At 59.8% G+C, this 24,655-nt stretch carries 28 protein-coding genes and 1 other annotated feature; of the genes, 5 read left to right on the top strand and 23 right to left on the bottom strand.

Annotated elements, in window-relative coordinates:
- Positions 1-5: 5 nt before the first annotated feature.
- Complete coding sequence (locus ACTIEN_RS02085) at positions 6-1,496, bottom strand: SulP family inorganic anion transporter (RefSeq protein WP_439521444.1); 1,491 nt, start codon at positions 1,494-1,496, stop codon at positions 6-8.
- 64 nt (positions 1,497-1,560) lie between these two features.
- Positions 1,561-1,618: a sequence feature (sul1 is cis-regulatory element that is thought to sense ions involved in sulfur or methionine metabolism; They are found in Alphaproteobacteria), on the bottom strand.
- 261 nt (positions 1,619-1,879) lie between these two features.
- On the opposite strand from ACTIEN_RS02085, the gene ACTIEN_RS02080 reads away from it, so the two are divergent.
- Positions 1,880-2,869, top strand: a complete 990-nt coding sequence (locus tag ACTIEN_RS02080) for a glutathione S-transferase family protein (protein ID WP_439521443.1) — start codon at positions 1,880-1,882, stop codon at positions 2,867-2,869.
- On the opposite strand, the gene ACTIEN_RS02075 is transcribed toward ACTIEN_RS02080, so the two are convergent.
- The 3 genes from ACTIEN_RS02075 to smc form a co-directional block, all read right to left on the bottom strand.
- Positions 2,866-3,228, bottom strand: coding sequence for a hypothetical protein (locus tag ACTIEN_RS02075; protein WP_439521442.1), 363 nt, complete (start codon positions 3,226-3,228; stop codon positions 2,866-2,868). The genes ACTIEN_RS02080 and ACTIEN_RS02075 overlap by 4 nt on opposite strands.
- Before the next feature lie 202 nt (positions 3,229-3,430).
- The gene (locus ACTIEN_RS02070; RefSeq protein WP_439521441.1) at positions 3,431-3,787 is read right to left on the bottom strand and encodes a hypothetical protein; all 357 of its coding nucleotides are present in this window, start codon (positions 3,785-3,787) and stop codon (positions 3,431-3,433) included.
- Between the two features lie 42 nt (positions 3,788-3,829).
- Positions 3,830-7,285, bottom strand: a complete 3,456-nt coding sequence (gene smc / locus ACTIEN_RS02065; RefSeq protein WP_439521440.1) for a chromosome segregation protein SMC — start codon at positions 7,283-7,285, stop codon at positions 3,830-3,832.
- 240 nt (positions 7,286-7,525) lie between these two features.
- Between smc and ACTIEN_RS02060 the strand changes: the two genes are divergently transcribed.
- On the top strand, positions 7,526-8,743 hold the full coding sequence (locus ACTIEN_RS02060) for a TsoY family (seleno)protein (RefSeq protein WP_439521439.1): 1,218 nt from the start codon (positions 7,526-7,528) through the stop codon (positions 8,741-8,743).
- A 32-nt stretch (positions 8,744-8,775) separates the two neighbouring features.
- On the opposite strand, the gene ACTIEN_RS02055 is transcribed toward ACTIEN_RS02060, so the two are convergent.
- From ACTIEN_RS02055 to ACTIEN_RS01970, 18 genes are all read right to left on the bottom strand, one after another.
- Positions 8,776-9,552: an HpcH/HpaI aldolase family protein gene (locus tag ACTIEN_RS02055; protein ID WP_439521438.1), complete on the bottom strand. Its 777-nt coding sequence runs from the start codon at positions 9,550-9,552 to the stop codon at positions 8,776-8,778.
- A gap of 54 nt (positions 9,553-9,606) precedes the next feature.
- On the bottom strand, positions 9,607-9,804 hold the full coding sequence (locus ACTIEN_RS02050) for a hypothetical protein (RefSeq protein WP_439521437.1): 198 nt from the start codon (positions 9,802-9,804) through the stop codon (positions 9,607-9,609).
- Positions 9,805-10,614 carry a division plane positioning ATPase MipZ gene (locus tag ACTIEN_RS02045; RefSeq protein ID WP_439521436.1) on the bottom strand — a complete coding sequence of 270 codons (810 nt, stop codon included), beginning with the start codon at positions 10,612-10,614 and terminating at the stop codon, positions 9,805-9,807.
- 165 nt (positions 10,615-10,779) lie between these two features.
- Positions 10,780-11,001, bottom strand: coding sequence for a 50S ribosomal protein L31 (gene rpmE / locus ACTIEN_RS02040; protein WP_439521435.1), 222 nt, complete (start codon positions 10,999-11,001; stop codon positions 10,780-10,782).
- An 11-nt stretch (positions 11,002-11,012) separates the two neighbouring features.
- Positions 11,013-11,396: a 50S ribosomal protein L19 gene (gene rplS, locus ACTIEN_RS02035; RefSeq protein ID WP_439521434.1), complete on the bottom strand. Its 384-nt coding sequence runs from the start codon at positions 11,394-11,396 to the stop codon at positions 11,013-11,015.
- Between the two features lie 320 nt (positions 11,397-11,716).
- Positions 11,717-12,529, bottom strand: a complete 813-nt coding sequence (trmD, locus tag ACTIEN_RS02030) for a tRNA (guanosine(37)-N1)-methyltransferase TrmD (protein WP_439521433.1) — start codon at positions 12,527-12,529, stop codon at positions 11,717-11,719.
- 57 nt (positions 12,530-12,586) lie between these two features.
- The gene (locus tag ACTIEN_RS02025; RefSeq protein WP_439521432.1) at positions 12,587-13,126 is read right to left on the bottom strand and encodes a hypothetical protein; all 540 of its coding nucleotides are present in this window, start codon (positions 13,124-13,126) and stop codon (positions 12,587-12,589) included.
- Positions 13,127-13,245: 119 nt separating this feature from the next.
- Positions 13,246-14,046 (bottom strand): hypothetical protein, encoded by an 801-nt coding sequence (locus ACTIEN_RS02020; RefSeq protein ID WP_439521431.1) that lies wholly within the window; start codon positions 14,044-14,046, stop codon positions 13,246-13,248.
- Positions 14,043-14,549: a ribosome maturation factor RimM gene (gene rimM / locus ACTIEN_RS02015; RefSeq protein ID WP_439521430.1), complete on the bottom strand. Its 507-nt coding sequence runs from the start codon at positions 14,547-14,549 to the stop codon at positions 14,043-14,045. Before rimM ends, ACTIEN_RS02020 begins: the two co-directional genes overlap by 4 nt.
- Before the next feature lie 75 nt (positions 14,550-14,624).
- Entirely contained in the window at positions 14,625-15,452 is an 828-nt protein-coding gene (locus ACTIEN_RS02010) for a MipA/OmpV family protein (RefSeq protein ID WP_439521429.1), read from the bottom strand.
- A 220-nt stretch (positions 15,453-15,672) separates the two neighbouring features.
- Positions 15,673-16,062: a 30S ribosomal protein S16 gene (gene rpsP / locus ACTIEN_RS02005; RefSeq protein WP_439521428.1), complete on the bottom strand. Its 390-nt coding sequence runs from the start codon at positions 16,060-16,062 to the stop codon at positions 15,673-15,675.
- A gap of 39 nt (positions 16,063-16,101) precedes the next feature.
- Positions 16,102-16,401, bottom strand: coding sequence for a chorismate mutase (locus ACTIEN_RS02000; RefSeq protein ID WP_439521427.1), 300 nt, complete (start codon positions 16,399-16,401; stop codon positions 16,102-16,104).
- Between the two features lie 13 nt (positions 16,402-16,414).
- Positions 16,415-17,020, bottom strand: a complete 606-nt coding sequence (locus ACTIEN_RS01995; protein ID WP_439521426.1) for a GNAT family N-acetyltransferase — start codon at positions 17,018-17,020, stop codon at positions 16,415-16,417.
- On the bottom strand, positions 17,020-17,535 hold the full coding sequence (locus ACTIEN_RS01990; protein WP_439521425.1) for a GNAT family N-acetyltransferase: 516 nt from the start codon (positions 17,533-17,535) through the stop codon (positions 17,020-17,022). The genes ACTIEN_RS01995 and ACTIEN_RS01990 overlap by 1 nt, the downstream gene beginning before the upstream one ends.
- Positions 17,532-18,059, bottom strand: coding sequence for a GNAT family N-acetyltransferase (locus ACTIEN_RS01985; protein WP_439521424.1), 528 nt, complete (start codon positions 18,057-18,059; stop codon positions 17,532-17,534). The genes ACTIEN_RS01990 and ACTIEN_RS01985 overlap by 4 nt, the downstream gene beginning before the upstream one ends.
- Positions 18,056-18,592 (bottom strand): GNAT family N-acetyltransferase, encoded by a 537-nt coding sequence (locus ACTIEN_RS01980; RefSeq protein ID WP_439521423.1) that lies wholly within the window; start codon positions 18,590-18,592, stop codon positions 18,056-18,058. The genes ACTIEN_RS01985 and ACTIEN_RS01980 overlap by 4 nt, the downstream gene beginning before the upstream one ends.
- Before the next feature lie 123 nt (positions 18,593-18,715).
- Positions 18,716-20,215, bottom strand: a complete 1,500-nt coding sequence (gene ffh / locus ACTIEN_RS01975) for a signal recognition particle protein (protein WP_439521422.1) — start codon at positions 20,213-20,215, stop codon at positions 18,716-18,718.
- Positions 20,216-20,420: 205 nt separating this feature from the next.
- On the bottom strand, positions 20,421-21,002 hold the full coding sequence (locus ACTIEN_RS01970; protein ID WP_439521421.1) for an FMN-dependent NADH-azoreductase: 582 nt from the start codon (positions 21,000-21,002) through the stop codon (positions 20,421-20,423).
- Between the two features lie 113 nt (positions 21,003-21,115).
- On the opposite strand from ACTIEN_RS01970, the gene ACTIEN_RS01965 reads away from it, so the two are divergent.
- Both ACTIEN_RS01965 and ACTIEN_RS01960 read left to right on the top strand, forming a co-directional pair.
- Positions 21,116-22,003 (top strand): LysR family transcriptional regulator, encoded by an 888-nt coding sequence (locus ACTIEN_RS01965; protein WP_439521420.1) that lies wholly within the window; start codon positions 21,116-21,118, stop codon positions 22,001-22,003.
- A 1-nt stretch (position 22,004) separates the two neighbouring features.
- On the top strand, positions 22,005-22,916 hold the full coding sequence (locus ACTIEN_RS01960; protein ID WP_439521591.1) for a DMT family transporter: 912 nt from the start codon (positions 22,005-22,007) through the stop codon (positions 22,914-22,916).
- On the opposite strand, the gene ACTIEN_RS01955 is transcribed toward ACTIEN_RS01960, so the two are convergent.
- Entirely contained in the window at positions 22,905-23,894 is a 990-nt protein-coding gene (locus ACTIEN_RS01955; protein WP_439521419.1) for a TraB/GumN family protein, read from the bottom strand. The genes ACTIEN_RS01960 and ACTIEN_RS01955 overlap by 12 nt on opposite strands.
- Positions 23,895-23,975: 81 nt before the next feature.
- Between ACTIEN_RS01955 and ACTIEN_RS01950 the strand changes: the two genes are divergently transcribed.
- A complete protein-coding gene (locus ACTIEN_RS01950) occupies positions 23,976-24,641 on the top strand; it encodes a DUF2161 domain-containing phosphodiesterase (protein ID WP_439521418.1) in 666 nt (221 codons plus the stop codon).
- Positions 24,642-24,655 lie beyond the last annotated feature (14 nt).

The following is a 24,655-nucleotide window of genomic DNA, read 5'->3' as shown; positions in this document are numbered from 1 at the left end:
CCTCCCTAGTGGCCCAGCAATTGATCCGTCGCGTCGGGCTTGTCGTGCATGGCAAGCCGGTCAACGATGGTTTCGGACGCCTTGTTCAGGCCGATCAAGTCAACCTCGGCGCCTTCCCGGCGGAACTTGAGCACAGCCATATCCAACGCCGCAACCGAGGAAATATCCCAGATGTGGGCGCGGCTGAGGTCAATTGTGACTTTCTCGGGCGCCTCCTTGAAGTCGAACGCCTTCATGAAGTCTTCGGACGAAGCGAAGAAAAGCTGACCCTCGATAGTGTAGGTCCGGTGGTTGCCGTCCGGCGTGATCGTGGAGCGTACGCGGAAGAGCTGCGAGATCTTCCAGGCAAAGAAAATGCCCGAAAGCAGCACGCCAACCAGAACGCCGATGGCGAGGTTGTGTGTGTAGATCACGAAGAACACCGTTGCCAGCATCACGATGGACGACGATTTCGGGTGGTCGCGCAGGTTCTTGATCGAGGACCACGAGAATGTCCCGATAGAGACCATGATCATGATAGCGACCAATGCCGCCATCGGGATGATCGCCACGATGTCACCCAAAGAGACCACAAGGATCAAAAGGAACACCCCGGCGACAAAGCTCGACAACCGTCCGCGCCCGCCGGATTTCACGTTGATGATGGACTGGCCGATCATCGCGCAGCCCGCCATGCCGCCGATGAACCCGGTCGCGGTATTGGCGAGCCCCTGACCGATACATTCCTGGTTGCGGTTGGATGAGGTGTCGGTGAGGTCATCGACGATCTGCTGGGTCATCAGGCTTTCCAGCAGGCCGACCACAGCCACAGCGACTGAGTAGGGGAAGATGATCTGCAAGGTCTCGAACGTCAGCGGAATGTCCGGGATCAGGAATACCGGCAACGTGTCCGGCAGATCGCCCATATCGCCCACGGTGCGCACGTCCCAGCCCATGGCGACCACAAGCACCGTCAGCACGACGATTGTCACCAGAGGCGAGGGGATCGCCTTGGTCAGCATCGGGAACAGGTAGATGATCGCCAGCCCGGCCGCGACCAGTGCGTATGTGAGCACCGGTACGCGGGATGGATCAAGCTCGGGCAGTTGCGCGATGAAGATCAGGATGGCGAGTGCATTCACAAACCCGGTCATCACCGATTTCGACACAAACCGCATGACATAACCGAGCTTCAGGAACCCGGCTCCGATCTGTAACAGACCCGCCAGCACGGTGGCGGCGAGCAGGTATTCCAGCCCGTGATCGCGCACCAGAGTGACCATGAGAACGGCCGTTGCGGCGGTCGCGGCCGAGATCATGCCAGGCCGCCCGCCGGTGATCGCGGTGATCACAGCGATGGAAAACGACGCATAGAGCCCGACCTTGGGGTCGACGCCCGCGATGATGGAAAACGCGATGGCTTCGGGGATCAGGGCCAGTGCCACGACAAGGCCCGAAAGAAGGTCGCCACGGATGTTGCTGGTCCATTGGCGCTGATATTGTGAAAGCGTGATCATGAAAAGTTCTTTGCCCATAGGCCGCGGTGTCAATACGCGGTCTTTGTTGGTGTCATCGGTTATGGGTTGTCCGGCGGATCGGCGGCCGGAAGAGCCAGCAGGACAAAGTGCCCCGCTCCATGTTCGCCGCCCCTTTACCCCGGCCTTCTGCAGAAGCCAAGTTGACGGAGCGAAAAGTTGTCGACGGTCAGGTGTGGAGTGGTCTTTCGCGCAACATGCGCCGCATTCTTCAGTAGATCGGGGCTGTTAAACCGATCAAGTGCCTTATGCGGGCGCTATCGGTCTCTGTGCGCGAACCGCGACCTTTCTGCGCGGGAGTGGGCGTTTTGTGGAACCGTGGCGCGCTCTATGTATTGATCCAGTGACAAACAGGAGTGTGTGACATGGGACAGCTGGTTGACGGTGTCTGGAACGATCAATGGTACGACACCAAAAGTTCGGGCGGGAAATTTGAACGAAGCACAGCCAAGTTTCGCAACTGGATCACCGCAGATGGCAGTGCCGGGCCGACAGGCGAAGGTGGGTTTCAAGCCGATTCGGGGCGCTATCATCTATACGTCAGTCTTGCCTGCCCCTGGGCGCATCGGACGCTGATCTTCCGCGCACTCAAGGGTTTGCAGGATCACATCAGCCTGTCGGTGGTGCATCCCGATATGCTTGGCGATGGATGGACGTTTGACACTGATTTCCCTGGAGCCACCGGCGACACGCTTTACGATTTGCCCTTTGCACGGGATATCTACATCAAGGCGGACCCGAAAATCTCGGGTCGGGTGACCGTTCCTGTCCTCTGGGACAAAACGCGGGAAACCATCGTGTCGAACGAAAGTTCTGAAATCATCCGCATGTTGAATTCGGCGTTTGACGGGATCACGGGGAACACGGACGACTATTGGCCCAACGCCTTGCGGGACGAGATCGAGCCGGTGAACGAGCGTATTTACGACACGGTCAACAATGGCGTCTACAAATCAGGCTTTGCGACCACGCAGGATGCCTATGATGCGGCAGTGGTGCCTCTGTTCGAGAGTCTGGACTGGCTGGAAAAACGTCTGGCGACGCGGCGTTACCTGATGGGGGACCGGATCACAGAGGCGGATTGGCGGCTGTTTACCACGTTGGTCCGGTTCGATTCCGTGTATCACTTGCATTTCAAGTGTAACCGTCGGCGGATCATCGATTACCCGAATCTCTGGGCGTACACGCGAGAGCTGTTTCAATGGCCCGGTGTTGCAGAGACGGTGAACTTTGATCACATCGTGCGGCACTATCACTACAGTCACGAAACCATCAATCCGAACCGCATCATTCCGATCAATCCGGTGCTGGAATTTGACGCCCCGCATGGGCGTGAGGTTCTGAAGGCCGCTTAAATGACCTTGGCGTAGTGTTCGACCATCGCGGCAAGATCATCAGGTTGCGTTGCGCTGGGCACAAACGCGCAGGCGTTGGAGCAAAGCTGAAATATGGATCCGTCCGAGAAAAAGCTCGTGTTGCTGACGAAGATCACGCGCGCATCAGGGTGACGGTAACTGGCGTAATCAGCCACTGCAAGCGCGCTGCCTCCGTCGAGAACCACATCAAGGATGATGATCGGATAATATTGGGAAAGCAGTCGATCAACGGCGCTTTCCTGATTGAAACTGATGTCGGCGACGTGCCCGTGCCTCTGCAGGTGGCGTTGCCACATCTGGCCGAGCTTGGCGTTGTTCTGCACAATCAGCACATTCATAGAGGGCAACAGGTCCTGTGAAGTACGAGGATGGTAGGCATCAGAGTCTGTTCTGAAATGATAATAAAGAATTAACGTCCAGGTAAGGATTGTCGTTATTTGGTAAAAATAGGCGGGAGATGGCCGACACTTCGACGCCAGCAGACACGGATTCGCGTTCTGGTTGTAGCGTGTGTCCGAAATGCGTCAACGTTTTCCGGATTCAACGGAGCGTCGGAAAACGGTCACCTGTTGTTGTGATGATCGTAAGGCGGCCACTGGCGTCGATCACATAAAGATCGCATCGTGAAAAGCCGGTGACGAACTCAATGCAGATCGTGCTGTCGTTTCCGATTGTGAAATACCCATACCCTGTGCCGCCGGCATTGGCGTAGGTGTAGGTATAACGCCCATCCTCAAAGAACCTGGATTCGCCGTTGTCGAAGAAAACGATGGTCTCGCCGCGCAGGCGTGTGTCGAGAGTCGCCTGATCAAGCAGCACATCACTGTCACGCGGTGCCCATTCCTGGGCGAACAGTGTTGCCGGGAACAGGATAAGTGCAATGAAATATCGGATCATGCACTTACCGTAGAGGCAATCGCACCGCAAATCGTCACACGTTTACGCGACCATCCGCTCTGCCTTCTTGAGGTCAACCGAGACCAGTTGGCTGACACCTTGTTCCTGCATGGTCACTCCAAAAAGCCGGTCCATACGGGACATGGTGACGGCGTGGTGCGTGATGATGAGAAAGCGGGTTTCTGTGCGGCGGCACATCTCGTCCAGCAGATCGCAAAAGCGCGTGACGTTCGCGTCGTCCAAAGGCGCATCAACTTCGTCCAGGACGCAGATCGGCGCAGGGTTGGCGAGGAACACCGCGAAGATGAGCGCAAGCGCTGTCAGCGTCTGTTCCCCACCCGAAAGCAGCGACAGTGTCGAAAGTTTCTTGCCCGGTGGCTGGCACATGATCTCAAGCCCAGCTTCAAGAGGATCGTCGCTTTCGACCATGACAAGACTGGCTTCGCCACCGCCAAAGAGGTGGGTGAAGAGCAACGAAAAGTTGCTGTTTACCTGTTCAAACGCGGTCAGCAGGCGTTCACGGCCTTCGCGATTGAGACTCGAAATTCCCGAGCGCAACGTCTTGATCGCCTCTTGCAGATCAAGCTTTTCGGCCAGAAGGGTGTCATGTTCTTCCTGAACCTCGCGGGCGTCTTCTTCGGCGCGCAGGTTGACGGCGCCCAGAGCGTCGCGCTGGCGTTTGAGGCGATTCACATCAGCGTCGATCGCTTCGGCTTTGGGAAGATTGTCGGGATCCGCCTCAAGCTTTTGCAAAAGCGCGGTGGGGCTGGTTTCCTGTTCTTCTGCGATGCGTTCGGCGGCAGCATTGACAGCTTCGCGGGCGGCCTCTGACCTGGCCTCGGATCTTGCGCGGGCTTCACGCGCCTCTGATGCTTTGCGTTCGGCTTCACGCTCGGCATGATCGGCTGTTCGCAGCGTGGCTTCGGCGGTGGAGAGAGCGTCGTTCGATGCCGCGCTGCGGGCCTCGGCCTCGGAAATCGCGTGCCCCAGTTCGGCGCGCTGGGCGGCGAGTTCGGCTGGGGTGCTCGACGCGGCGTCGAGTTCGGTCTGTGCCGCAGTTCGGCGCTCTGACAATTCGGCGCTGCGTTTCTCGGCGGTTTCAAGACGGTGGCGCCAGCCGCTGAGGTCCTTGGTGACTTGCTGGGTGCGGCCTTTGCGGGCATCGCCTTCGCGGCGCAGTTCGTCCAAAGCAGACCGGCGCGACATCATGGTCATGCGGGCCGCTTCGACGGTCATCTTCAGATCTTCCACCTCGGCGCGCGCGGATTCGAGATCTTCCAGATCGGCCACCCCGCGCTCCGCTTCAAGCATTTGGGCACGGGCTGCGGTGGCTTCGTCTTCGTGGCGCGACAGCGTCAGTGACAGGCTTTCAAGCTTGCCTTCGGCCATATCGCGGTCCGCCTCGGCGCGGCTCAGTTTGCGCGCGGCGTCGGTGACGGCGGTGTCCGCATCGCGGCGGGCCTGGCGGGCGGCTTTTTCGGCCTGGGCCAGATCGTTCAGCCGTTGGGTCAGGCTGTCATGGGCGGCGCGGGCACCATCGACACGGGCAGACGCGCGGGCGGTTTCCTGTTTCAGCGCCTCAAGGCGATTCAGTTGCTCCAGACGCAGGGCAGCAGCAGAGGGCGCGTCTTCGGCCCAGGCGCGGTAACCATCCCAGCGCCAGAGATCACCTTCAGGGCTGACCAGCCGTTGGCCCGGCTTGAGAAGCGGTTGCAGCCGCGCGGCATCTTCGGCGTCCGCCAGTCCGATCTGTGCCATACGGCGCTCCAGAACCTCTGGGACGGACACATGATTTGTCAGCGGCGTGACGCCGGCAGGCAGAGGTTGATCCAGGTCGTAGCGCGGTAGGGCCGTCCAGCCGGTGGGGCCATCGCCTTCGACCTCGGGCGCGCGCAGATCGTCGGCAAGTGCGGCACCAAGAGCCTTTTCGAAACCCTGTTCGACTTGCAGGCGGTCAAGGATCTGACCTCCTTCGGCGGTGTCGCGGTCCAGCAGGCGGGCCAGGGCGGTTGTCTCCGCACTCAGCGCGTTCATTTCGCCTTCAGCTTCGGATCGTTGGGCGCGGGCATCTGCCTCGCGAGACTGGGTTTCGGCGCGGGCGGCTTCGGCTTCGGTCAGGACCAGATCGGCACGATCCGCAAGATCGCGCGCGGCGGTTTGCTCTGTTGCGGCCTGCGCTGCGGTCTCTTTAGCGTCACGCAGGGTCTGCTTGGCAGCGGCCATCGCTTCGCGGGCGCGGGTGGTGTCGGCCTCGTTGCGGTCAAGCGTTTTCTGGCTGTCGGACAACAGGCGATGCGCAGATTGGTGACGGGCGGCAAGGCGCGCCACATCTTCGGTTTTCTGGCTGAGGTCGGCTTCGCGGGCCTGAAGCACGGCGCCCGCTTCGCGTGCGGCTTCGGTTGCTTCGGCCAGTTTGTCATCATGGCCTTCAGCGGCCTTGGCAAGTTCGCGGGCTTCCCATTCAAGCTGCTCAATGGTTTCGCCGGCATCGCGATTAAGTCCACTTTCCCGCTCCATGTCCTTGGTCATCTGTTCGATGCGGCGGGTCAGGGTCTGGATCATTTCTTCGGCGCGGCGTTCCTGTTCCGACAATGTATCCCGATGCAGGGTCAACCGTTGGACAATGGCGGCCGCGATGGCAGCTTCTTCGCGCAGGGGGGGCAGCGCAGCATCCGCATCTTCGCGGGCCTTCGTGGCGGTGCGGGCCTCGGTTTCGGCGCGCGCGGCTTCGGTGATGCGGTCGCGCAGTTGGGTATCTGCGTCGGCGCGGGCCAGATCGGCGTCTTTCCAACGGCGATACAGCAACAGGCCTTCAGCGTGCCGAAGTTCTTCGCCAATCGCGCGATAGCGGGCAGCCTGGCGTGCCTGCCGTGCCAACTGCGCAAGTTGCGCGGCAAGCTGTTCGATCACGTCATCAACACGCAACAGATTTGCCTCGGTGCTGTTGAGCTTGAGTTCTGCCTCGTGACGGCGCTGGTACAGACCCGAGATGCCTGCCGCTTCTTCCAGGATGCGGCGGCGGTTCTTGGGTTTGGCGTTGATCAGTTCGCTGATCTGTCCCTGGCGGACCAGCGCAGGTGAATGTGCCCCAGTCGAAGCATCAGCGAACAGCATCTGCACATCACGCGCACGCACATCTTTGCCATTCGCCTTGTAGGCGCTGCCCACGTCACGCGTGATGCGGCGGACGATATCAAGCTGGTCCTGATCGTTGAACCCTGCCGGAGCAAGCCGGTCGCCATTGTCGATCTGGATCGACACTTCGGCAAAATTGCGCGCCGGGCGCGTCGCGGCCCCAGCAAAGATCACGTCTTCCATTCCGCCACCGCGCATGGCGGTTGGGCGGTTTTCCCCCATCACCCAGCGCAACGCTTCGAGGAGGTTCGATTTTCCGCAGCCGTTTGGACCCACAACACCGGTCAGACCATCTGCGATGATCAGGTCGGTTGGGTCAACGAAGCTTTTGAAGCCCGTCAAACGGAGTTTGGAAAAGCGCACTGATGAAGCCTGCCTGATTCCTGTTTTGTAGGGCAGTGTGTCGCGGGCCTTGTGGTCGAGTCAACGATTTGCTGCCGCATGTGGTAATTGCCGGGCTTTTATCCACAAGATATTGCGGGGCGGGCATGTACGTTTCAGCGCAGACTTGCCCAAGAATGGCCGAATTGACTGACGTTGACCTTTACATTCTGAATTTTGAATGTAAATATATTCCGCAAATGGAATGTAAGGAGACTCCCCGTGGACCATTCTGCCACCAGACCCGCTGACACCTATTCGCCGATTTACTTTCTCGCCTCGCTTGGGGCGGGGGGCATTGCGGTCACGTTTTTCATGTTCCTGATGTTTTGGGTGCCGCATCCGAACCAGCCAGTCCCGGTCTTCGAGGACATTGCAGCGGCATTCGGCTCCGGCAATGTGATGTTGCAGGCCGGAATCGTGATTGCGCTGATCGGAATTGCAGTGTTTGCCGTTCTGAACATCAAATCGCTGGTCTGGAACCTGAAGTCCCTGTCTGCTTTCAAGCAAACTGACAGCTACACGGCGCTGCGTCAGACAAATGCCGAAGCAACGCTGCTGGCGATGCCTTTGGCGATGGCGATGACCGTGAATGCCTTGTTCATCGTTGGCCTGGTCTTCGTGCCGCAGCTTTGGAGTGTGGTCGAATACCTGTTCCCGCTCGCCTTGATCGCCTTTGGCGCGATCGGTGTTCTGGCTTTGCGCATGATCGGCGCGTTTCTTGGGCGGGTGCTGTCCAAAGGGGGTGTGTTCGATGTGACCGCACATAATTCCTTTGCCCAGCTCTTGCCCGCGTTCAGCATCGCGATGGTGGCTGTCGGATTTTCGGCGCCTGCGGCGATGAGCACGTCTGCGACCACGGTTGCGATTGCCCTTATGCTGTCGACCTTCTTTGGCGTTGCGGCGATCCTTTACACTCTGATTGCGGCGGCCACGGCGTTTACGTCGATGCTGCAACACGGAACGGCGCGTGAATCCGGTCCGACGCTGATGATTGTTGTCCCGATCGTGACAGTTCTCGGGATCATGTTCCTGCGTCAGAACCATGGGCTGCACGTCGCGTTTGATGTGCATGAGCAACCGGGCGAAACCATGACGTTCCTTGCGCGGCTCTTGTCCGTACAGGTGTCGTTCCTGCTGCTTGGCGCAGTCGTGTTGATGCGTCAGGGATATTTCAATGACTTCGTGTTGGGATCGAAAACGTCACCGGGTTCCTATGCGCTGGTCTGTCCTGCGGTTGCCCTGTCCGTCATGATCCATTTCTTCGTCAACAAGGGATTGGTGGCAGCAGGTGCGATCGAGAAATTCGGTGTGGCTTACTGGGGGATCACCGCAATTGCCATCTCGGCCCAGATTGTCGCGATTGCCTTGGTGTTGCGCTTGAACCGCCAACACTTTGCACGACGCAGCGCGTCTGCGCATGCGGTGCCTGCCGAATAACCCTCCTGACAGGTGCCGACAGGAAACCCGGATCACTTGATCCGGGTTTTCCACGTTTTGACCAACCCACGCATCGCATCCGCCAAGAGCAACACATCGGCGCCAAGGGCGATGAAGTTCGCGCCAGCGTCGAGATCTTGTTGAATCAGCCTGGGATCACCGTCGATGATACCGGCCGCCTTGCCGGTGGCGCGGATTCGTTTCAGCCCGTCCGTCACCGCAGAACGTACTTTCGGGTGCGTGATGTCAGGCAAGAGCCCCATGTCAGCGCAGAGATCAGCAGGGCCGATGAACACGCCATCCACCCCGTCCACCGCACAGATGTCTTCCAGCGCGTCCATGGCTGCCACGCTTTCGGCCTGTACGATCAGGCAAAGCTGATCCTCGGCTGTTTGCAGATAATCGGTGGTGCCATTGAAGCCCGAGGCGCGACCCAACATATGTCCAATCCCCCGCATTCCTCGTGGGGGATAGCGCATCGCCTCGACAATCGCGCGGGCCTCGTCGGCAGAGTTGACCATCGGACACAGCAGGCTTTGTGCCCCCATATCCAGAACCTGCTTGATCAGGGCTGGATCAGTGTGCGGAATGCGCAGGACCGCAGACACGTCGTGGCCCGACAGTGCCATCAGTTGTTCGTTCAGGGTTCCAAGGTCGTTGGGTGCATGTTCGCCGTCGATCAAGAGCCAGTCAAACCCGGCACTGGCGGCGATTTCAGCCGAATAGCCACTGGTCAGGGCAAGCCACAGTCCAAGCTGGGGAGCGTCAGATGCAAGGCGGGCCTTGAAGTGATTTGTGGGTGCAGGCATGCGGTGTCCTTTTTATCAGGGGCGATCAGACATCACGCTGCCGGGCAAGACAAGTCAATCGCGGCTGCGCCAGAGTTTGAGGGCTGTCCAGATGGCACTGCCTCCAAAGAACAGACCGGCGATGCCGACGACCTCGACCAGGGCAGCCGCATTTGAAATCCCGCGTATCATGACGGCCACGATCAACAGGGCCAGTCCGGCCAGGCTAAAGACGAGACGGAACCAAAGTTCGTTTCGTGTTGGGTCGTTCATTCAGAAGGTGACAGTGACGCCGGGAAGGTTCAGCGCCTTGATCATGTCGCGCAGTTCCTGCCGCGCCGCGATGTTCGAAATGTTGAGCTGTTTGACCCCGACATCCTTGAGATCAAGCAGGGTCAGACCACGCGGAAACAGTTCGCGAAAGATCACCCGTTCATTGAAGCCGGGCGCCACGCGAAAACCGATCCGTTTGGACAGCCGTTCCAGCGCCTTTTCCATCTTGGCCTTGTTGACCATCTGCTGGGCCCCAAGACGGTTGCGCAAGACAACCCAGTCAATGGGCGGCAGGCCTGCCTGGGCGCGCAGCTGACGGGCGTTCCAGACCATTTCGGAATAGACGGACGGCCCTTCGATCTTTTCGCCGCTGGCATCTGTATGGGCCAGCAGATCAAAATCAACAAAGCTGTCATTCAGCGGCGTGATCAAGGTGTCGGCCAGCGAATGCGCCACCTGGCTAAGCCGGGTGTGCGAGCCGGGGCAGTCGATCAGGATAAAGTCGCTGCCCGGTTCCAGTTCGGCCACAGCGGCAGACAGGCGATGATCATAGATGTTTTCGCCGGGTTGCAGGCTTTCGGCATCAATCTCGGGCAGTTCGAGGTAACGTGGCGTCGGCAGGTCCAGCCCGTCGGTTTCGAGCATCTTCATACGGTTGGTGACGTAGCGCCCCATCGTTTTCTGACGAAGATCCAGGTCGAGTGTGCCAACCTTGTGTCCCATCCGTGAAAGGGCCGTTGCCACATGCATCGACACGGTGGATTTGCCCGCACCGCCCTTTTCATTCCCGACAACAATTATATGCGCCATGTGTCCGATCACCCTGCCTTTGGGAATCTATGACCTGATTGCGCGGGATGTTGCAACGGGGTGTGGTGCGATTTGGCGGCGATTGCGGCGACGGGGACTCAGCGTCAAATGAAAAAGCCGCGCTGTGCGGCGCGGCTTTTGTCTTTCTCGAAAAGGCAGGGGGTCTTAGAAGCCCAGGCCTTCGTACTTTTTCTTGAACTTCGACACGCGGCCGCCGGTGTCCATCAGACGCGAGTTGCCGCCGGTCCATGCCGGGTGAACCGTCGGGTCGATGTCCAGCGACAGGGTGTCGCCTTCCTTGCCCCAGGTCGTGCGCATCTCAAGCATGGTGCCATCGGTCATTTTGACGTTGATGGTGTGGTAGTCGGGATGGATATCTTTTTTCATCTCGGCATTCCTTACGCGTCTGCGCCCTTGAGGGGCTTGTAGGTTGTGTCTTCCGCGATACGGGCCGATTTGCCGCGACGCGAGCGCAGGTAGTACATCTTGGCGCGACGGACGCGGCCACGGCGGACAACCTCGATGCTGTCGATGTTGGTGGAATGCAGCGGGAACACACGCTCCACGCCTTCACCGAACGAAATCTTGCGAACCGTGAACGACCCGGCGATGCCAGAACCCTGACGACGGCTGATGCAGACGCCTTCGTAGTTCTGCACACGGGTGCGGGTTCCTTCGGTCACTTTGTAGCCGACACGGATCGTGTCGCCTGCTTTGAAATCGGGAATTGTCTTCCCGAGGGCGGCAATTTGCTCCGCCTCCAACTGAGCGATCAGATCCATCGCTTCTCTCCTAAAACTGCTTGCGGTTGCTCCGCAAAGGTGTGCGCGTCCTCAGAGCTCTTGGTCTTCGTCCGGGTCCGCGCGATGCGCCCGCCAGAGATCAGGTCGTCATTGTCTTTCAATGTTCGGGATGGGTGCGATTGGCCCCTATGCGAAGAACATACGGAATCACCGCACCGGGCTGACACCCGGAACACGCGCCGTAGACCAGAACCGGGTGCGTAAATCAAGGGGGCATTGCGGCGGACAAGAGCTTTGCAAAGCTCTTGTCACGCGGTTTGGAAACCGCGTTTTCAAGCGTCTTCGAAGACGCTTGCGCCTCAGTCCGACGATCCGCGAGAATTATGGGCCGCCCACAAGTCCGGCCGCCGCTCTTTCGTCAGCGCCTCGGACTGAGCTTTGCGCCACTTGGCGATTTCACCGTGATGGCCAGACATGAGAACGGACGGTACAGGCATTCCGCGCCAGTCGGCAGGGCGGGTGTATTGCGGATGCTCGAGCAGACCTTCGGAGAAGCTTTCCTCTTCGGTCGACGCTTCGTTGCCCAGAACGCCGGGCAAAAGCCGCACGGTGGCGTCGATCATCGCTTGAGCGGGGATTTCACCCCCGGTGAGGACAAAATCCCCAAGGCTGACTTCGATGATGCGGTAGTGGTCGATCACCCGCTGGTCGAGCCCTTCGAACCGGCCGCAGATCATGGTCACACCGGGACCGGCGGCAAGGGTCTTGGCCATGTCCTGTGTAAACGGTCGGCCCCGTGGACTTAGGTACACAAGCGGTGCATCCGATGCGATCCGCGGACGAGCGTAGTCAATCGCAGAGGCCATGATGTCGGGTCGCAGGACCATGCCCGCGCCACCGCCGGCCGGGGTGTCATCGACATTGCGGTGCTTGCCTTCACCGAACTGGCGCAGGGCAACGGTGTCAAGTTGCCAAAGCCCATCCTTGAGCGCACGACCCGTCAAAGACTGTCCCAGGATTCCCGGAAACGCTTCTGGCAAAAGTGTGATGACCTGCGCCTTCCAGACACGGGCGAGGTCGGGGGTCTGTTCCATCAGCTCGCGTGGCTTGAGCGTTGGGCGGATGGTCTTGCGGCCATGCGATTTCTGGGGTGGGCTTTTGGGGTCGACCATCGGATCTGCCTTTTGTGACGCCGATGGCTTTAATCGCTCGCGCGTGAAATGGCCAGTTCAGGCAGGCACTGGTGATGCAAGACTGTCGCGCATGGTCAGCATGGCATTGGGCGCTGCGAAATTCATGGCAAGCGATCCGGCTTCTGCCGGGGTCGCGCGCATCAGGCGTTCGACCAGCCAGAGTTCGCGGGACTGATCATCGCTCAGGTGCAAAATATCGGTTTCATCCCAACGAGCCATGATCTGCGCGAGAACCATCGCGATCTGCTCATCCTCGGTGACAAAACCGGGAGCGTCGCGGGACGGTGCCATTAAGGTCTTTAGCGTTGCGCGGATCACGATGGGATCGGGGGATTTTTCCCTGAGATCTGCAAATGCGGATGGCACCAGAAGCGTTGAATGTTCAGGCTTGCGCATGTCCTGGCCAAACTGTGCCTGATTGATCTGTGGCGACATGGCAACCGCGACGGCGGCAACACTGATAACGCCGAATATGCCCAGAATCATGAACGCAAGTGACGCTGCGAATTCGTGCACAGTGATCGTAACCACACCCGGTGAGAGCGCAGCGATACTGAGTAACAATCGACGTTTCACCAAATTCACCTTGCAGCGCTCCCCCGAGCAATCTGAGGGTAATACTGGTGGGGAATGGCGTTTTCTTGCCGCAAATGTGGCGTCGAAATGGTGTTTTGCGTTCAGAACGCTTGCCCGGATCAATCCGTGTTGCGACGTGCCATTTTACGAACGTAGCGCTTGGCGTCCTGCACATCTTTTTCCGGAAGCCCGCTTTGGTTCAAGGCCAGGAAAACCGCATCAATCCCAAGATCGGGTTGAACGTTTTCGGGTGGCAGCACGCGCAGGGTTTCCCGCTTGAGGTCTGGCAGATCAAGTAGCGACAGGATCGGATCAAGGGGACCAACGGGCAAATCCGTCGAGACTTCCAGTCGCTGCGAGGTGACGCGCGCGGGGGCGACGTCGTTTGATACCTCGATCAGGATGTCTTCCAGGCTGCGGGCTTCGTCGAACTGGGCGCTGTACGTCGCAAAGTCATCCGTCAGTCGGGTGCTGCGCAGATTTTGCCACCATGTGCTGCGCAGCCAGGTATCGCGGTCACGCGTGGAGAAAAAGAAGGCCAGATCCGCCGTGACCCCGAAACGCGCAATAGCGGCATCAGCGATGCATTTCATCACAAGTCCGGCGCTGTCATAACATTCCAGACCATGCCGACCGGGCATGTGCCCCGACAGATCCTCGGACGCCATCAGGATCGGGCGCGGATCAGACGTGTCGATCGTTTCAAAAAAAGCCGTTGCCGCCGTGGCGACCTGCTCCAGCGTTCTTTCCCTTGGATCAATGGAAAAGGCGCGGGCCTTGTTGGTCAGATCGTCAAACGCGTCTTTCAGGAACACGCGCAGATGCGGCGAAAGAACAGAAGCATTCTCTCGCAACATGGACTGGACACTGGTTGTTCCGGTTTTGTGAAATCCTGCGTGAATGACGATCTGTGTCGTCACGAAAACAGTCCCTCGGGTGGGTCGGCAACGATGCGCCCCTGCGCAAGATCAACGGTTGGCACCACCTCTTTGGTGAACGGCAAAAGCACGGTTTGCTTTTGACCGGGCGCGCTTAGCTCGAGCAGATCGTCCGCGCCGTTGTTGATGACGGCCAACACTTTGCCAAGCGACGCGCCGCCGGTGTCTGTCACCTCGAGCCCGATCAGGTCGGCATGGTAGAATTCATCATCTGGCAGCGACGGCAACCTGTCGCGCGGAACGAACAGTTGGGTGCCGCGCAGGTCATCTGCTGCCTCTTTTGTGGCGACGCCAGAAAGCCGGGCTGCCAGACCGTTCTTGATCTGGCGCGTGACTTTGACGGTAAAGCTGCGCGCCCCGTCTTCCGTTTCCAGCGGCGCGTATGACGCAATATCTTCGGGAATCGCGGTAAAGCTTTTCAGACGTACTTCGCCCCTGACCCCGAAGGCCCCGGCAATCGCTCCAACACAGACTTTTTCATTCACCGCTTTTGCTCCCGGTCGCTTAGAACGACTGGATAGACCAGACCGGTGTTGCGAAGCAATTGCCTCTAGACGAGATCAGCCACCGATGCTGAAGACGCGGGTCACGCCAAAGCGCACACCCCATTGTTCGTCAGAGCCTTGTTGCACAATCGGGCTATCGGCTGCGTCGTTGGTGAATTTTTCCCAGGTGACAGCGCCCTCAAGACCCCAAAGATCGTTGATCTGATACCGCGCGCCAAGTTCGACGCCTGCGGACACCATGCCACCATCGGGGTTATAGGCTGGCAAAGCCGCGCTGGCTTCGGCTGCCGTGATGCCGAAATATGTGTCGGTGTAGGTGTCATCCCCAAAAAAGACGCGCGGACCAAGGGTCAGTTGCAGACGATCCGTCGGGCGCAGAATGGCGTCGGCGCCGATCTCGCCAACCCAGCCTTCATGCCCGCCAAAGCCGCGACGCACCTCGCCAAAGGCGGCAAAGTATTCTGTGCCATACCGCACAGACGCCCCAAGCTCGACCGTTGCGTCGATGTCTTCGAGGCCGATGAGTTCATCGAAATCATCGGTCTTGCGTTCCTGAATGAACCGGAAAGACCCGCCAAAGGTCAGGCCCATGCTATCGGCCCATGGATCAGGATTGCCGATGCTGCGGCCATTTCGCAACGCGAGATAGTTGAAGCGGAACCCAAGATCCGGTCCGACGGCATATTCGTCAGAACCGAAATACTCGGGCGACGTGGCCACGCCACCGCGCAAGGTGAACACGAGTTGCGGACGCGTCGGCGCTGCAACGGGTGCCGGAGCCATGACATCGGCTTGCGCGGGTGTTTGTTCTGGCCCGGCAGCGTAGGCAGGGGCGGCAAGAGCAACGGCAAGGCTGGAAACGGTGGTGAGACGCGCAAACATGGCAGATGGTTCCTATTGGCGGTGTAACGTTTGCCCACGACATGGAGCGGCACACCCCAAGGGTCAAGCAAACCGATCCATTGCGCGCGGATTGGCGCGCGCGGACCGTGCGCATGGCCGGCGTTGTGACATTATTCAGACAGTGTGGGATTGCGCCTGCGTTTATGCAGGAAAAGGCAGATGGCCGGGCGGGCCAGCCATCTGCGAAAGCAGCCTGCGATTATTCTGCAGTTGCCTCTTCAGCGGCCGGAGCGGCAGCGGCTTCGGCGGCGTCTGCTGCCTTGGCGGCCTTGGCTTCGGCGCGATCAGTTGCGGCTTTGCCCGGAACGGCTTTCTTCGGGTTGTTGCGTTCTTTCTTGTCAACAACGCCAGCCGCTTCAAGGAAACGCGACACGCGGTCAGTGGTCTGTGCGCCTTGGCTCATCCAGTACTGGATGCGCTCAACGTCCATTTTCACGCGGTCTTCGCTGTCTTTCGGCAGGAGCGGATTGTAGGTGCCCAGCTTTTCGATGAAGCGACCATCGCGCGGCATGCGGCTGTCGGCGGCAACGATGCGATAGAAGGGGCGCTTTTTGGAACCGCCACGGGCGAGACGAATTTTGATAGCCATTTTGTATTCTCCTAGGTTTTCGAAACGACGGCCACGCCGTCAGGATTGCTTTTGTTTGTGGTGCTGGATGACTTCCTGAATGATGAAATTCAGGAATTTCTTGGCGAACTCAGGGTCAAGGTCTGCCTGAGCCGCAAGCTCTTCGAGCCGCGCGATCTGTTTTTCTTCGCGCGCGGGGTCTGAGGGCGGGAGGTCGTGCTGGGCCTTGAGAACCCCCACGGCCTGCGTGTGTTTGAACCGCTCGGCCAGCGTGAACACGAGGATCGCGTCCAGACGGTCGATGCTTTCGCGGTGACCCTTGAGCAGCTCGGCGGCGCGGGTCACGGGATCAATGGTCATGTCAGTCCCAATATCAGTCAATGGCCCAGCCTTTCGGTTTGAACAGAGGGTCTTGGTAATGCGCGATTTCCATGTCGATGCCATGGGCAAGCTGTGTGCCACGCAGGGCGTCGGGGCCAGGGTGACGGTACACCACGTCGCTTCCGTCGACCGTGGGGGCGTCGTGATCCTTTTTCGCGCCAAGGCGTTCGGCCAGCCGGATACTGTCAAGGTTCTTGGGGTCAAGATAGCTGACTGCCGTGTCCCAGCCCTTTTCGTCGTAGAAATAGCGCCGCACGCGAACGGTCGCTTCCAGCGCATAGCCCTTGCCCGCGCGGTCTGGCCAGATGATCCAGGCGATTTCGCGTTCGGGCCATTTCGCCGGCGACCAGCCGCCCGCCATGCCGACGGTTTCGCCCGTGTCCTTGAGGTGGATCATCCACATGCCGAAGCCGCGGATTTCCCAATGTCCGATCTCGGCGGCATAAAGCATCCAGGCTTCGTAGGCATTGAGCGGCCCCCCCATGAAGCGGGACCGGTAGGAGGCGAAGGTTGCCTTGAAGTCCGGGTAATCCTCGGCCTTTGGGCTGCGCAGTTGCAGACGCTTGGTTTCCAGAACGGGAATGTCGCGGTGACCCATTACGCGGCCTCCATCTTTGGATGGCGGTAGACCTGCGCGGTCTTGTCCCGCAGCGTGATGTCGGGCTCGCGCACTGCGCCCATGCGCAAGGCAAGCGCCTGCGAGCGCGCATTGTCTGGCGCGATGAAACTTGGCAGATGGGTCAGCCCAAGCAGCGTCGCTGCGCCGTGTCGTGCAGCCATTGCAGCCTCGAATGCCAGACCCTTGCCTTCATAGGCACCGGCAATGCCGTAGCCAAGTTCAGGTTCGGGCCAATCGAACGGGTGAAAAACACCGGCAAACCCGATGGCGTGATCGTCGTCCTTCAGGGTGATGAACCAAAGACCGTAGCCCCGCAGTGCCCAGCCGCCCGCCGCCGAGGTGATCATCCCCTCGACCGCGCGAGGGTCGAGCGGCCCACCGTTCCATTTGCTGCGCGGATCGGCAAAATAGGCGCAGAACGCCGCATGATCCGACAGGCGCGGGCCACGCAGGACGAGGTGTCTGGTTTCGAGAACGGGAATGTCCAGCGTCATGACAGCGCCTCCGGTCCCGGATGGCGGTACAGCAGGTCTTCGCCCATGTTCGGGTTGTCATATGTCCGCTCATAGGTGGCGCCCATACGCTCGGCCAAACGGATCGACCGGGTGTTGCCCGGCACGATGTTCGAGGTCAGCGTGGTGAAACCAAGGTCTTCGTAAGCCCACTGGCGCGCGCGCATTGCCGCCTCATAGGCGATGCCCTTGCCCTCGAATCCGTCAAAGACAACCCAACCCACCTCTGGTTCGGGCCAGCCTTCGGGGTTCCAGATACCGCTGATCCCCGCCGGTTTGCCGGTCGCCTTGTCCTGAATCGTGAAGTAACCATAGCCGTGCCAATGCCAATGGCCCACGTTCAGAGTGAACCAGCGCCACGAATCAGAACGATTGGTATAGCCGCCGAAGCCTTCTGAACGGTTGTCATCCATGAGAAACGCAATCATGGCTTCCGCGTCGGCCTTTTCGGGCGAGCGCAGGATCAGGCGGTCGGTTTCCAGCGTTGGTGCGGCGGTGAGGCTCATGCGTAAGCCTCCGGGCTGCCGTCACCGTCGGGACTATGGCGGTAGACCACGGTCTCGTCGGGCGTTTCCCCCTCGGGCAATGGGGCGTCCAGATCAAGCACCGCACCCAACCGCTCGGCCAGTGCCCGCGAGCGGATGTTTTCCGGCGTGATGTAGCTGACCAGCGTATCGAGACCCTGTTCCCATGCCCAGTTCAGCGCCGCGGTTGCCGCTTCGGCTGCATAGCCCTTGCCTTCAAATCCCTCGAACAGGGTCCAGCCGATTTCGCGCTCGGGAAAATGCGGCGGCTGGGTGATGGCGACCTGACCAATGAAATCCCCCTCGGCGGTGTCGATGGCCCATGCGCCATGACCCATCCAGTCCCACGCCACAATTTCGGACGACAGACCGTAAAACAGATGGGTCCGGTTCCTGGGAGGCCCGACATAGACCGCGCGCGGAGACTGATAGAAGGCCCAGAAGGCTTCCATGTCGTCCATCCGGTGCGGACGCAGCGCCAATCGCGGCGTGGTTATGACAGGGGCCGTTCTCACGCGATTACAATGTCACGCTCGCGCGCGGCACGTTTCTTGAGCCATTGGCACGGTGAGCCAGTTTGCCGGTGTGGTCGCGCGTGTCTGGTTGCGAACACGCGCGTTTGTGGAAAGAAGACGTCATTATTTCTTCTTCCCAAATCCGCTCAGGCCCGGTGGCAGTCCACCGCCGCCACCCATTCCGGGCATTCCACCCATACCAAGCTGTTTGGCCGCTTGCTCTAGCGCCTTGGGATCCATCTGGGACGGGTCCATTCCGGCCTCGGGGCCGCCTTTGCCGAACATGCCCTTCATGGCTTGTTTCAGCATGCCGCCTTTGCCCATCTTGCCCATCTTCTTCATCATGTCGCCCATCTGGCGCTGCATTTTCAGAAGTTTGTTGAGGTCGGAAACCTCCATCCCGGCACCTTTGGCGATGCGCTTCTTGCGGCTGGCCTGGAGGATCTGCGGGTTGGCGCGTTCCTTCTTGGTCATGGAGTTGATCAGCGCGATCTGCTGGCGCAACATCTTGTCGTCAATGCCGGCACCATCCATCTGCTTGGCCATCTTGGCGGCACCCGGCATCATCGACATCATGCCTTCCATGCCGCCCATCTTCATCATCTGGTCCAGCTGCATCTTGAGGTCGTTCATGTTGAACATCCCCTTCTGGAAGCGCTTCATCATGCGCTCGGCCTGTTCGACCTCGAGCGTCTGCTGCGCCTTCTCGACCAGCGCCACGATGTCGCCCATGCCAAGGATGCGGCCGGCGATCCGGTCCGGCTCGAAGGTTTCGAGCGCGTCCATCTTTTCGCCCAGACCGACAAAACGGATCGGCTTGCCGGTGACCGCACGCATGGACAAAGCCGCACCGCCGCGGCCGTCACCGTCCATCCGGGTCAAGACCACGCCGGTGATGCCGATACGCTCATCGAAATTTTCGGCGGTATGAACGGCGTCCTGACCTGTCAGGCCATCGACAACCAGCAGCGTTTCGCGCGGGTTGGCGACGTCGCGCACCGCTTCGACCTGCGCCATCAGCTCTTCGTCGATGGACAAACGACCGGCTGTGTCGAGCATGTAGACATCGTAGCCGCCAAGGCTCGCCTGTGTCTTGGCGCGCTTGGCGATGGCCACGGGGCTTTCGCCCTTGACGATGGGCAACGTGTCGACGCCGATCTGCGCGCCGAGGATCTGGAGCTGCTCCATCGCGGCGGGGCGGTTCACGTCGAGCGACGCCATCAGCACCTTCTTGCCCTCGCGCTCTTTCAGGCGCTTGGCGATCTTGGCGGTGGTGGTGGTCTTGCCGCCACCCTGCAGGCCGACCATCAGGATCGGTGCGGGCGCGTTGTCGATCTTGAGCTTGCCGGGGTCTTCATCACCCGTCAGCACATGCTTGAGTTCGTCATGGACGATCTTGACGACCTGCTGGCCGGGGGTGATCGACTTTGTGACCGCCTGACCCGTCGCCTTATCCTGAATCGCCTTGATGAAATCCCGCGCGACGGGCAGGGACACGTCGGCTTCGAGCAGGGCGACACGCACTTCGCGCAGCGCGGTCTTGACGTCGTCTTCGGACAGGGCGCCCTGTTTGGTGAGCCGGTCAAAGACGCTGCCTAGGCGGTCGGACAGATTTTCAAACATGGGCTCTCGCCTCCTTTGCCGATGATCTGGTCCTGATGTAAGGGCCAGCGGCGCATATACCAAACGTCAAACGCCCCCACGGGCGTGACACGCTGGTGGGGGGCGATCCCGGGTAGAACCCAAGGGACCGGAAAGATGGACTTCCCGGAATTGTGGTGCGTTTAGGCGAAAACAGGACTCGGAGTCAAGCCGCGCCCTTTTCCGATCAGGCCGCGAGCGCGTTCAACGCTGCGTCGGCCTTGGCATGTGATGCATCTGCATCCAACATCAGCTGGTCGGCAGGTACAAATTGAACATCGGTGATCCCGACAAAGCCAAGAACATGGCGCAGGTAGCCACTTGCAAAGTCGATGTCCGAGCCAACCTGAGTCCCGCCCGACGCAATCGCCACAATGGCGCGTTTTCCGCTGAGAAGGCCTTTGGGGCCGGTTTCGGAATATTGAAACGTCTGGCCGGCGCGTGCGATCTGGTCAATCCAGGCTTTCAGGGTGGCCGGGATCGCGAAATTGTAGATCGGTGTGCCGATCACCAGCGTGTCGGCCGCCTTGAGCTCGGCGATCAATGTGGTCGATAGAGCCAGTTTTTCACGCTGGGCCTCGGTGCGTTGGTCCTCTGGTGTCCAGTTCGCGGCCAGCCAATCCGCGTCGATTGCAGGGATGGCACTGGCCAGATCGCGATGGATCACGGTGCTGGGGGCCAGACGGTCGATGATGCGTTGTGTCAGTGCGCGGCTTTCAGAGCCGTCGAGACGAGCAGATGCGTCAATCCGTAGAACAGTTTGGGTCATGGTAAGCTCCGGTTACGGGTTTGTTATCCTGGTCTGCGCATATATGCCTTGCGCCTGCGCACGAAATGGGAAGAAATGCGCAGCAGGTGTGAGCGTTTGCACAGAGGATTGTGATGGACCATTGGGACGAAGTGCGGACGGCCTATCAGGTTGCCCGGCAAGGCACGGTAAGCGGCGCCGCTGAGGTGCTGGGCGTGCATCATGCGACGGTTATTCGACATATTGATGCCCTGGAGGGGCGTCTGGGTGTGAAACTCTTCCAGCGCCATGCGCGCGGCTATACCCCAACTGAATCCGGAGAGGATCTGGCCCGCGTGGCGCAGACAACTGAAGATCAATTGCAGCAGCTTGTGGGTCGGATTCGCGGTCGCGGCTCCGAAGTGAGCGGTGAACTCATGATCACCTCGATTGTAGAACTGTCCGATCTGCTTGTGCCGGTGCTCACCCAGTTCAAGGAACAATATCCCGATGTCATCCTGCGCTATCTGACCGATGCGCGGGTGTTCCGGCTTGAATATGGCGAGGCCCATGTGGCGATCCGTGCGGGAACGGCCCCTGACGAGCCGGACAACGTGGTGCAGCCGCTGATGCAACTGCGCGTCGGGCTGTATGCTTCCAGAGGCTATGTCGAGAAGTTTGGTCTTCCCAAGGATGAGGCTGACCTTGTCAATCATGTGTTCGTGGCAAACGACAACCCTGAATCGCGTGCGCCTTTTCAACGCTGGTTGCGGGCGCGGGTGCCGTATGACCGGGTCGTGTTTCGTGCAACAGATTCCCAGAGCATGAAAGCGGCCGTCTGCAGCGGGGCAGGCATGGGGTTTATCGGGGTCACGGAAGCCGAAGCCGATCCCAACCTGGTCGAGATGATGCCCGCCAAGGAAGAATGGGCTGCACAGCTTTGGTTGGTCACCCATGTCGATCTCCACCGGACGGCCAAGGTGCAGGCTTTGCTCAGCCATCTCAAGGCGGCGGTCAAAGACAATGACGCGAAAACTGCATGACATGACCGACGCAAAACGCGGACACTTTGCAATGCTGGCCTTTTCGGCTTTGGTGGCAGGTTCTTTCTCGCTTGGCTCCATGGCCGCTCCGCATATTGCGCCAGAGGCGTTGAACGCGGTGCGGTTTGTCATTGCGGCGACGATCCTTGCCGTGCTGGTCTTTTCGACCGGTGGAATGGACAGATCGGCCTTGCGCGCACCGTGGCGGTACGGCGTTCTTGCGCTGTTCCTGGTGGCTTATTTCGTGCTGATGTTCGAGGGACTCAAGACCGGCGCGCCGGTGTCGATGGCGGCGGTGTTCACGCTGACACCCCTCGTCGCGGCGGGGTTCGGCTGGTTGCTTCTACGCCAGGTTCTGACTGCGCGCATGGCTGTGGCCTTGGGGATCGGCGGCGTCGGGGCGCTTTGGGTGATCTTCCGTGCAGATATTGGCGCGCTTCTGGCGTTTGGAATCGGGCGTGGCGAGGTCATCTATTTCATCGGATGTGTTGCCCATGCGTTCTATGCCCCGCTTGTTCCGAGATTGAACAGGGGGGAGCGTCCTGCGGTCTTTACCTTTGGAACGCTTGTTGCCGGTGCCATCCTCCTCCTGGTCTTCGGGGGGCCTTCGCTGTTGGCGACAGACTGGTCATCGCTGCCTGCCATCGTGTGGATCACCATTGCCTATACCTCGGTCTTTGCCAGCGCCCTGACCTTCCTGTTGCTGCAATACGCAAGTATGTGCCTGCCTTCGGCCAAGGTGATGGCCTATACCTACCTCACCCCCAGTTGGGTGATCCTGTGGGAAATGGCACTGGGACAGCCATTGCCGCCAATGCTTATTCTTGTCGGGGTCGTTATGACGATGGCGGCTTTGGTGCTCTTGCTGAAAGACGACAGTCAGGTGCGGGGGCGCGTGGCCTCAGAAGGGTAGCCGTTCTAGGGTAAAACCCTCGGCTTCGAGAAGGGCCAACACACCGTGCTTGCCCGGAAGATGCGCCGCACCAAAAGCTGCGACAACCAGATCGTTGTCTTGGACAGCCTTTGTCAAAACGGGAATCCAGGCGCGGTTTCGGTCGATCAGCAGTTCCTGTTCCATTGTCGCAAAGATGTCCGCCGCCGCAGAGGCCTCTATCGGACTGTATCGCTCCGCCAGCATGGCAGAGACCGCCCAGCCTTCGGCATGTGCTTCGTCGAAATAGCTTGCCAGCAGGGTTGCAAACAGATCTTCGCTGATTGCCGGATCGACAAGGGACGACAACATCATGTCGATCTGCGTTGCACGCGGCTGGTCCGCGAAAGCGGCAAAGATGGTTTCCACATCTTCCAACGCGGCGCGCGGCACGCCGGCGGATGTGGCAAGCGCCTCGATCCGCGCGTCCATCCCGCCATTGGCAAGGTCGGGCAGTGCCGCGCAAGGCGGAACGGCAAGCAGGACAGAAACGTACCAGGGCTGGAATCGGGCTGCCATAAAGGGCGGCATTCCGCGCGCCTTCAGCGCTTCGGACATTTTTGCCCAGTCCTCTTCGGACAACAATTCTGGCAGTGTGGCGTCAGGCATCATCAGGAGTCCGGGATCGGATGTCAGGCGCTGCTGCAACGCGGTCTCGTCTTCGTCGGTCATTTCAAGCAGCACAAGATCTGCCGTTTCGATCACGTCACTCATGCGCTCCAAAGGGGCGTCAAGGCGGGCGTCGGAAAGGTGCATGGTGCCAATCAGGTGCAGTGTCTGGTCATCGCGCGTGGCCCGCCAGTGATTGCCCTCGGCAAACGGGGCGTCGGCCAGCGCGGCTTGCAGGCGTGTCTGTTCCTCTGGGCTTAGCGTGGTACGCAGATCGTTGCCGGCACAGGCAGCGAGTGCTGGGTGCGACAATGCCAAGAGGCAAAGGAACGACAGCAGGCGGGTGAGCATCTTGGCATCCTTTCGGGGCGTGGTGCCTGAAAGCTAGGCGCTGTGCTTGCCAGCGACAAGGCAGTCGCGCATTCATGTGACATGGAGCGCGAAGCTGATCTTTATCCGCATGTGAAGGCCTATCTGCAGGCCCAGGGCTATACCGTGAAGGGCGAGGTGGGCGCTGCTGATCTGGTTGCCGTGCGCGGAGATGAAGACCCTGTCATCGTTGAGCTGAAGCTGCGGCTGAACCTGACGCTGTATCATCAGGCGGTGACACGTCTTGGTATGACCGATCTGGTCTATATCGCGGTTGTCAAACCGACAGGCCGCACTGCGCGGCGCGCCTTGCGTGAAAACACGATGCTGTGTCGTCGTCTCGGGCTTGGTTTTCTGACTGTGCGCAAGGATGGCGCCGTGGAGGCTCAGTGCGACCCCACACCTTATGCGCCGCGCAAGAACAAGTCGAAGCGGGCAAAGCTGCTACGGGAGTTTGACCGTCTGGTGGGCGATCCGAATGACGGCGGTGCGACCCGTCATGGTATCGTCACGGCCTATCGGCAAGATGCGCTGCGCTGCGCGCTGTACCTGGCGGAAGCGGGCGCTGAAAAGGGGGCGATCATTGCAAAGGCCACCGGGGTCAAGACAGCGACACGGTTGATGCGGGATAATCATTACGGCTGGTTCAGGAAGGTCGAAAAGGGCGTGTACGCTCTGACACCGCAAGGGCGCAAGGGATTGGCCGATTGGGACGAAAGTCTGGGATAGGCCGGGCACAGACT

The organism is Marivita sp., assembly GCF_051859345.1.
Lineage (GTDB): Bacteria > Pseudomonadota > Alphaproteobacteria > Rhodobacterales > Rhodobacteraceae > Marivita.
Note: the sequence above shows the minus strand (reverse complement) of the source record. Positions and strands in the feature narration are given on the sequence as shown.

Excerpts from the sequence above, each read along its gene's own strand:
- ACTIEN_RS02085 (WP_439521444.1), bottom strand. The coding sequence starts at position 1,496 with ATGATCACGCTTTCACAATATCAGCGCCAATGGACCAGCAACATCCGT.
- ACTIEN_RS02080 (WP_439521443.1), top strand. The coding sequence starts at position 1,880 with ATGGGACAGCTGGTTGACGGTGTCTGGAACGATCAATGGTACGACACC.
- ACTIEN_RS02075 (WP_439521442.1), bottom strand. The coding sequence starts at position 3,228 with ATGAATGTGCTGATTGTGCAGAACAACGCCAAGCTCGGCCAGATGTGG.
- ACTIEN_RS02070 (WP_439521441.1), bottom strand. The coding sequence starts at position 3,787 with ATGATCCGATATTTCATTGCACTTATCCTGTTCCCGGCAACACTGTTC.
- ACTIEN_RS02055 (WP_439521438.1), bottom strand. The coding sequence starts at position 9,552 with ATGCCTGCACCCACAAATCACTTCAAGGCCCGCCTTGCATCTGACGCT.
- ACTIEN_RS02050 (WP_439521437.1), bottom strand. The coding sequence starts at position 9,804 with ATGAACGACCCAACACGAAACGAACTTTGGTTCCGTCTCGTCTTTAGC.
- ACTIEN_RS02045 (WP_439521436.1), bottom strand. The coding sequence starts at position 10,614 with ATGGCGCATATAATTGTTGTCGGGAATGAAAAGGGCGGTGCGGGCAAA.
- rpmE (WP_439521435.1), bottom strand. The coding sequence starts at position 11,001 with ATGAAAAAAGATATCCATCCCGACTACCACACCATCAACGTCAAAATG.
- rplS (WP_439521434.1), bottom strand. The coding sequence starts at position 11,396 with ATGGATCTGATCGCTCAGTTGGAGGCGGAGCAAATTGCCGCCCTCGGG.
- trmD (WP_439521433.1), bottom strand. The coding sequence starts at position 12,529 with ATGGTCGACCCCAAAAGCCCACCCCAGAAATCGCATGGCCGCAAGACC.
- ACTIEN_RS02010 (WP_439521429.1), bottom strand. The coding sequence starts at position 15,452 with ATGTTTGCGCGTCTCACCACCGTTTCCAGCCTTGCCGTTGCTCTTGCC.
- rpsP (WP_439521428.1), bottom strand. The coding sequence starts at position 16,062 with ATGGCTATCAAAATTCGTCTCGCCCGTGGCGGTTCCAAAAAGCGCCCC.
- ACTIEN_RS02000 (WP_439521427.1), bottom strand. The coding sequence starts at position 16,401 with ATGACCATTGATCCCGTGACCCGCGCCGCCGAGCTGCTCAAGGGTCAC.
- ACTIEN_RS01995 (WP_439521426.1), bottom strand. The coding sequence starts at position 17,020 with ATGGGTCACCGCGACATTCCCGTTCTGGAAACCAAGCGTCTGCAACTG.
- ACTIEN_RS01990 (WP_439521425.1), bottom strand. The coding sequence starts at position 17,535 with ATGACGCTGGACATTCCCGTTCTCGAAACCAGACACCTCGTCCTGCGT.
- ACTIEN_RS01985 (WP_439521424.1), bottom strand. The coding sequence starts at position 18,059 with ATGAGCCTCACCGCCGCACCAACGCTGGAAACCGACCGCCTGATCCTG.
- ffh (WP_439521422.1), bottom strand. The coding sequence starts at position 20,215 with ATGTTTGAAAATCTGTCCGACCGCCTAGGCAGCGTCTTTGACCGGCTC.
- ACTIEN_RS01970 (WP_439521421.1), bottom strand. The coding sequence starts at position 21,002 with ATGACCCAAACTGTTCTACGGATTGACGCATCTGCTCGTCTCGACGGC.
- ACTIEN_RS01965 (WP_439521420.1), top strand. The coding sequence starts at position 21,116 with ATGGACCATTGGGACGAAGTGCGGACGGCCTATCAGGTTGCCCGGCAA.
- ACTIEN_RS01960 (WP_439521591.1), top strand. The coding sequence starts at position 22,005 with ATGACCGACGCAAAACGCGGACACTTTGCAATGCTGGCCTTTTCGGCT.
- ACTIEN_RS01955 (WP_439521419.1), bottom strand. The coding sequence starts at position 23,894 with ATGCTCACCCGCCTGCTGTCGTTCCTTTGCCTCTTGGCATTGTCGCAC.
- ACTIEN_RS01950 (WP_439521418.1), top strand. The coding sequence starts at position 23,976 with ATGGAGCGCGAAGCTGATCTTTATCCGCATGTGAAGGCCTATCTGCAG.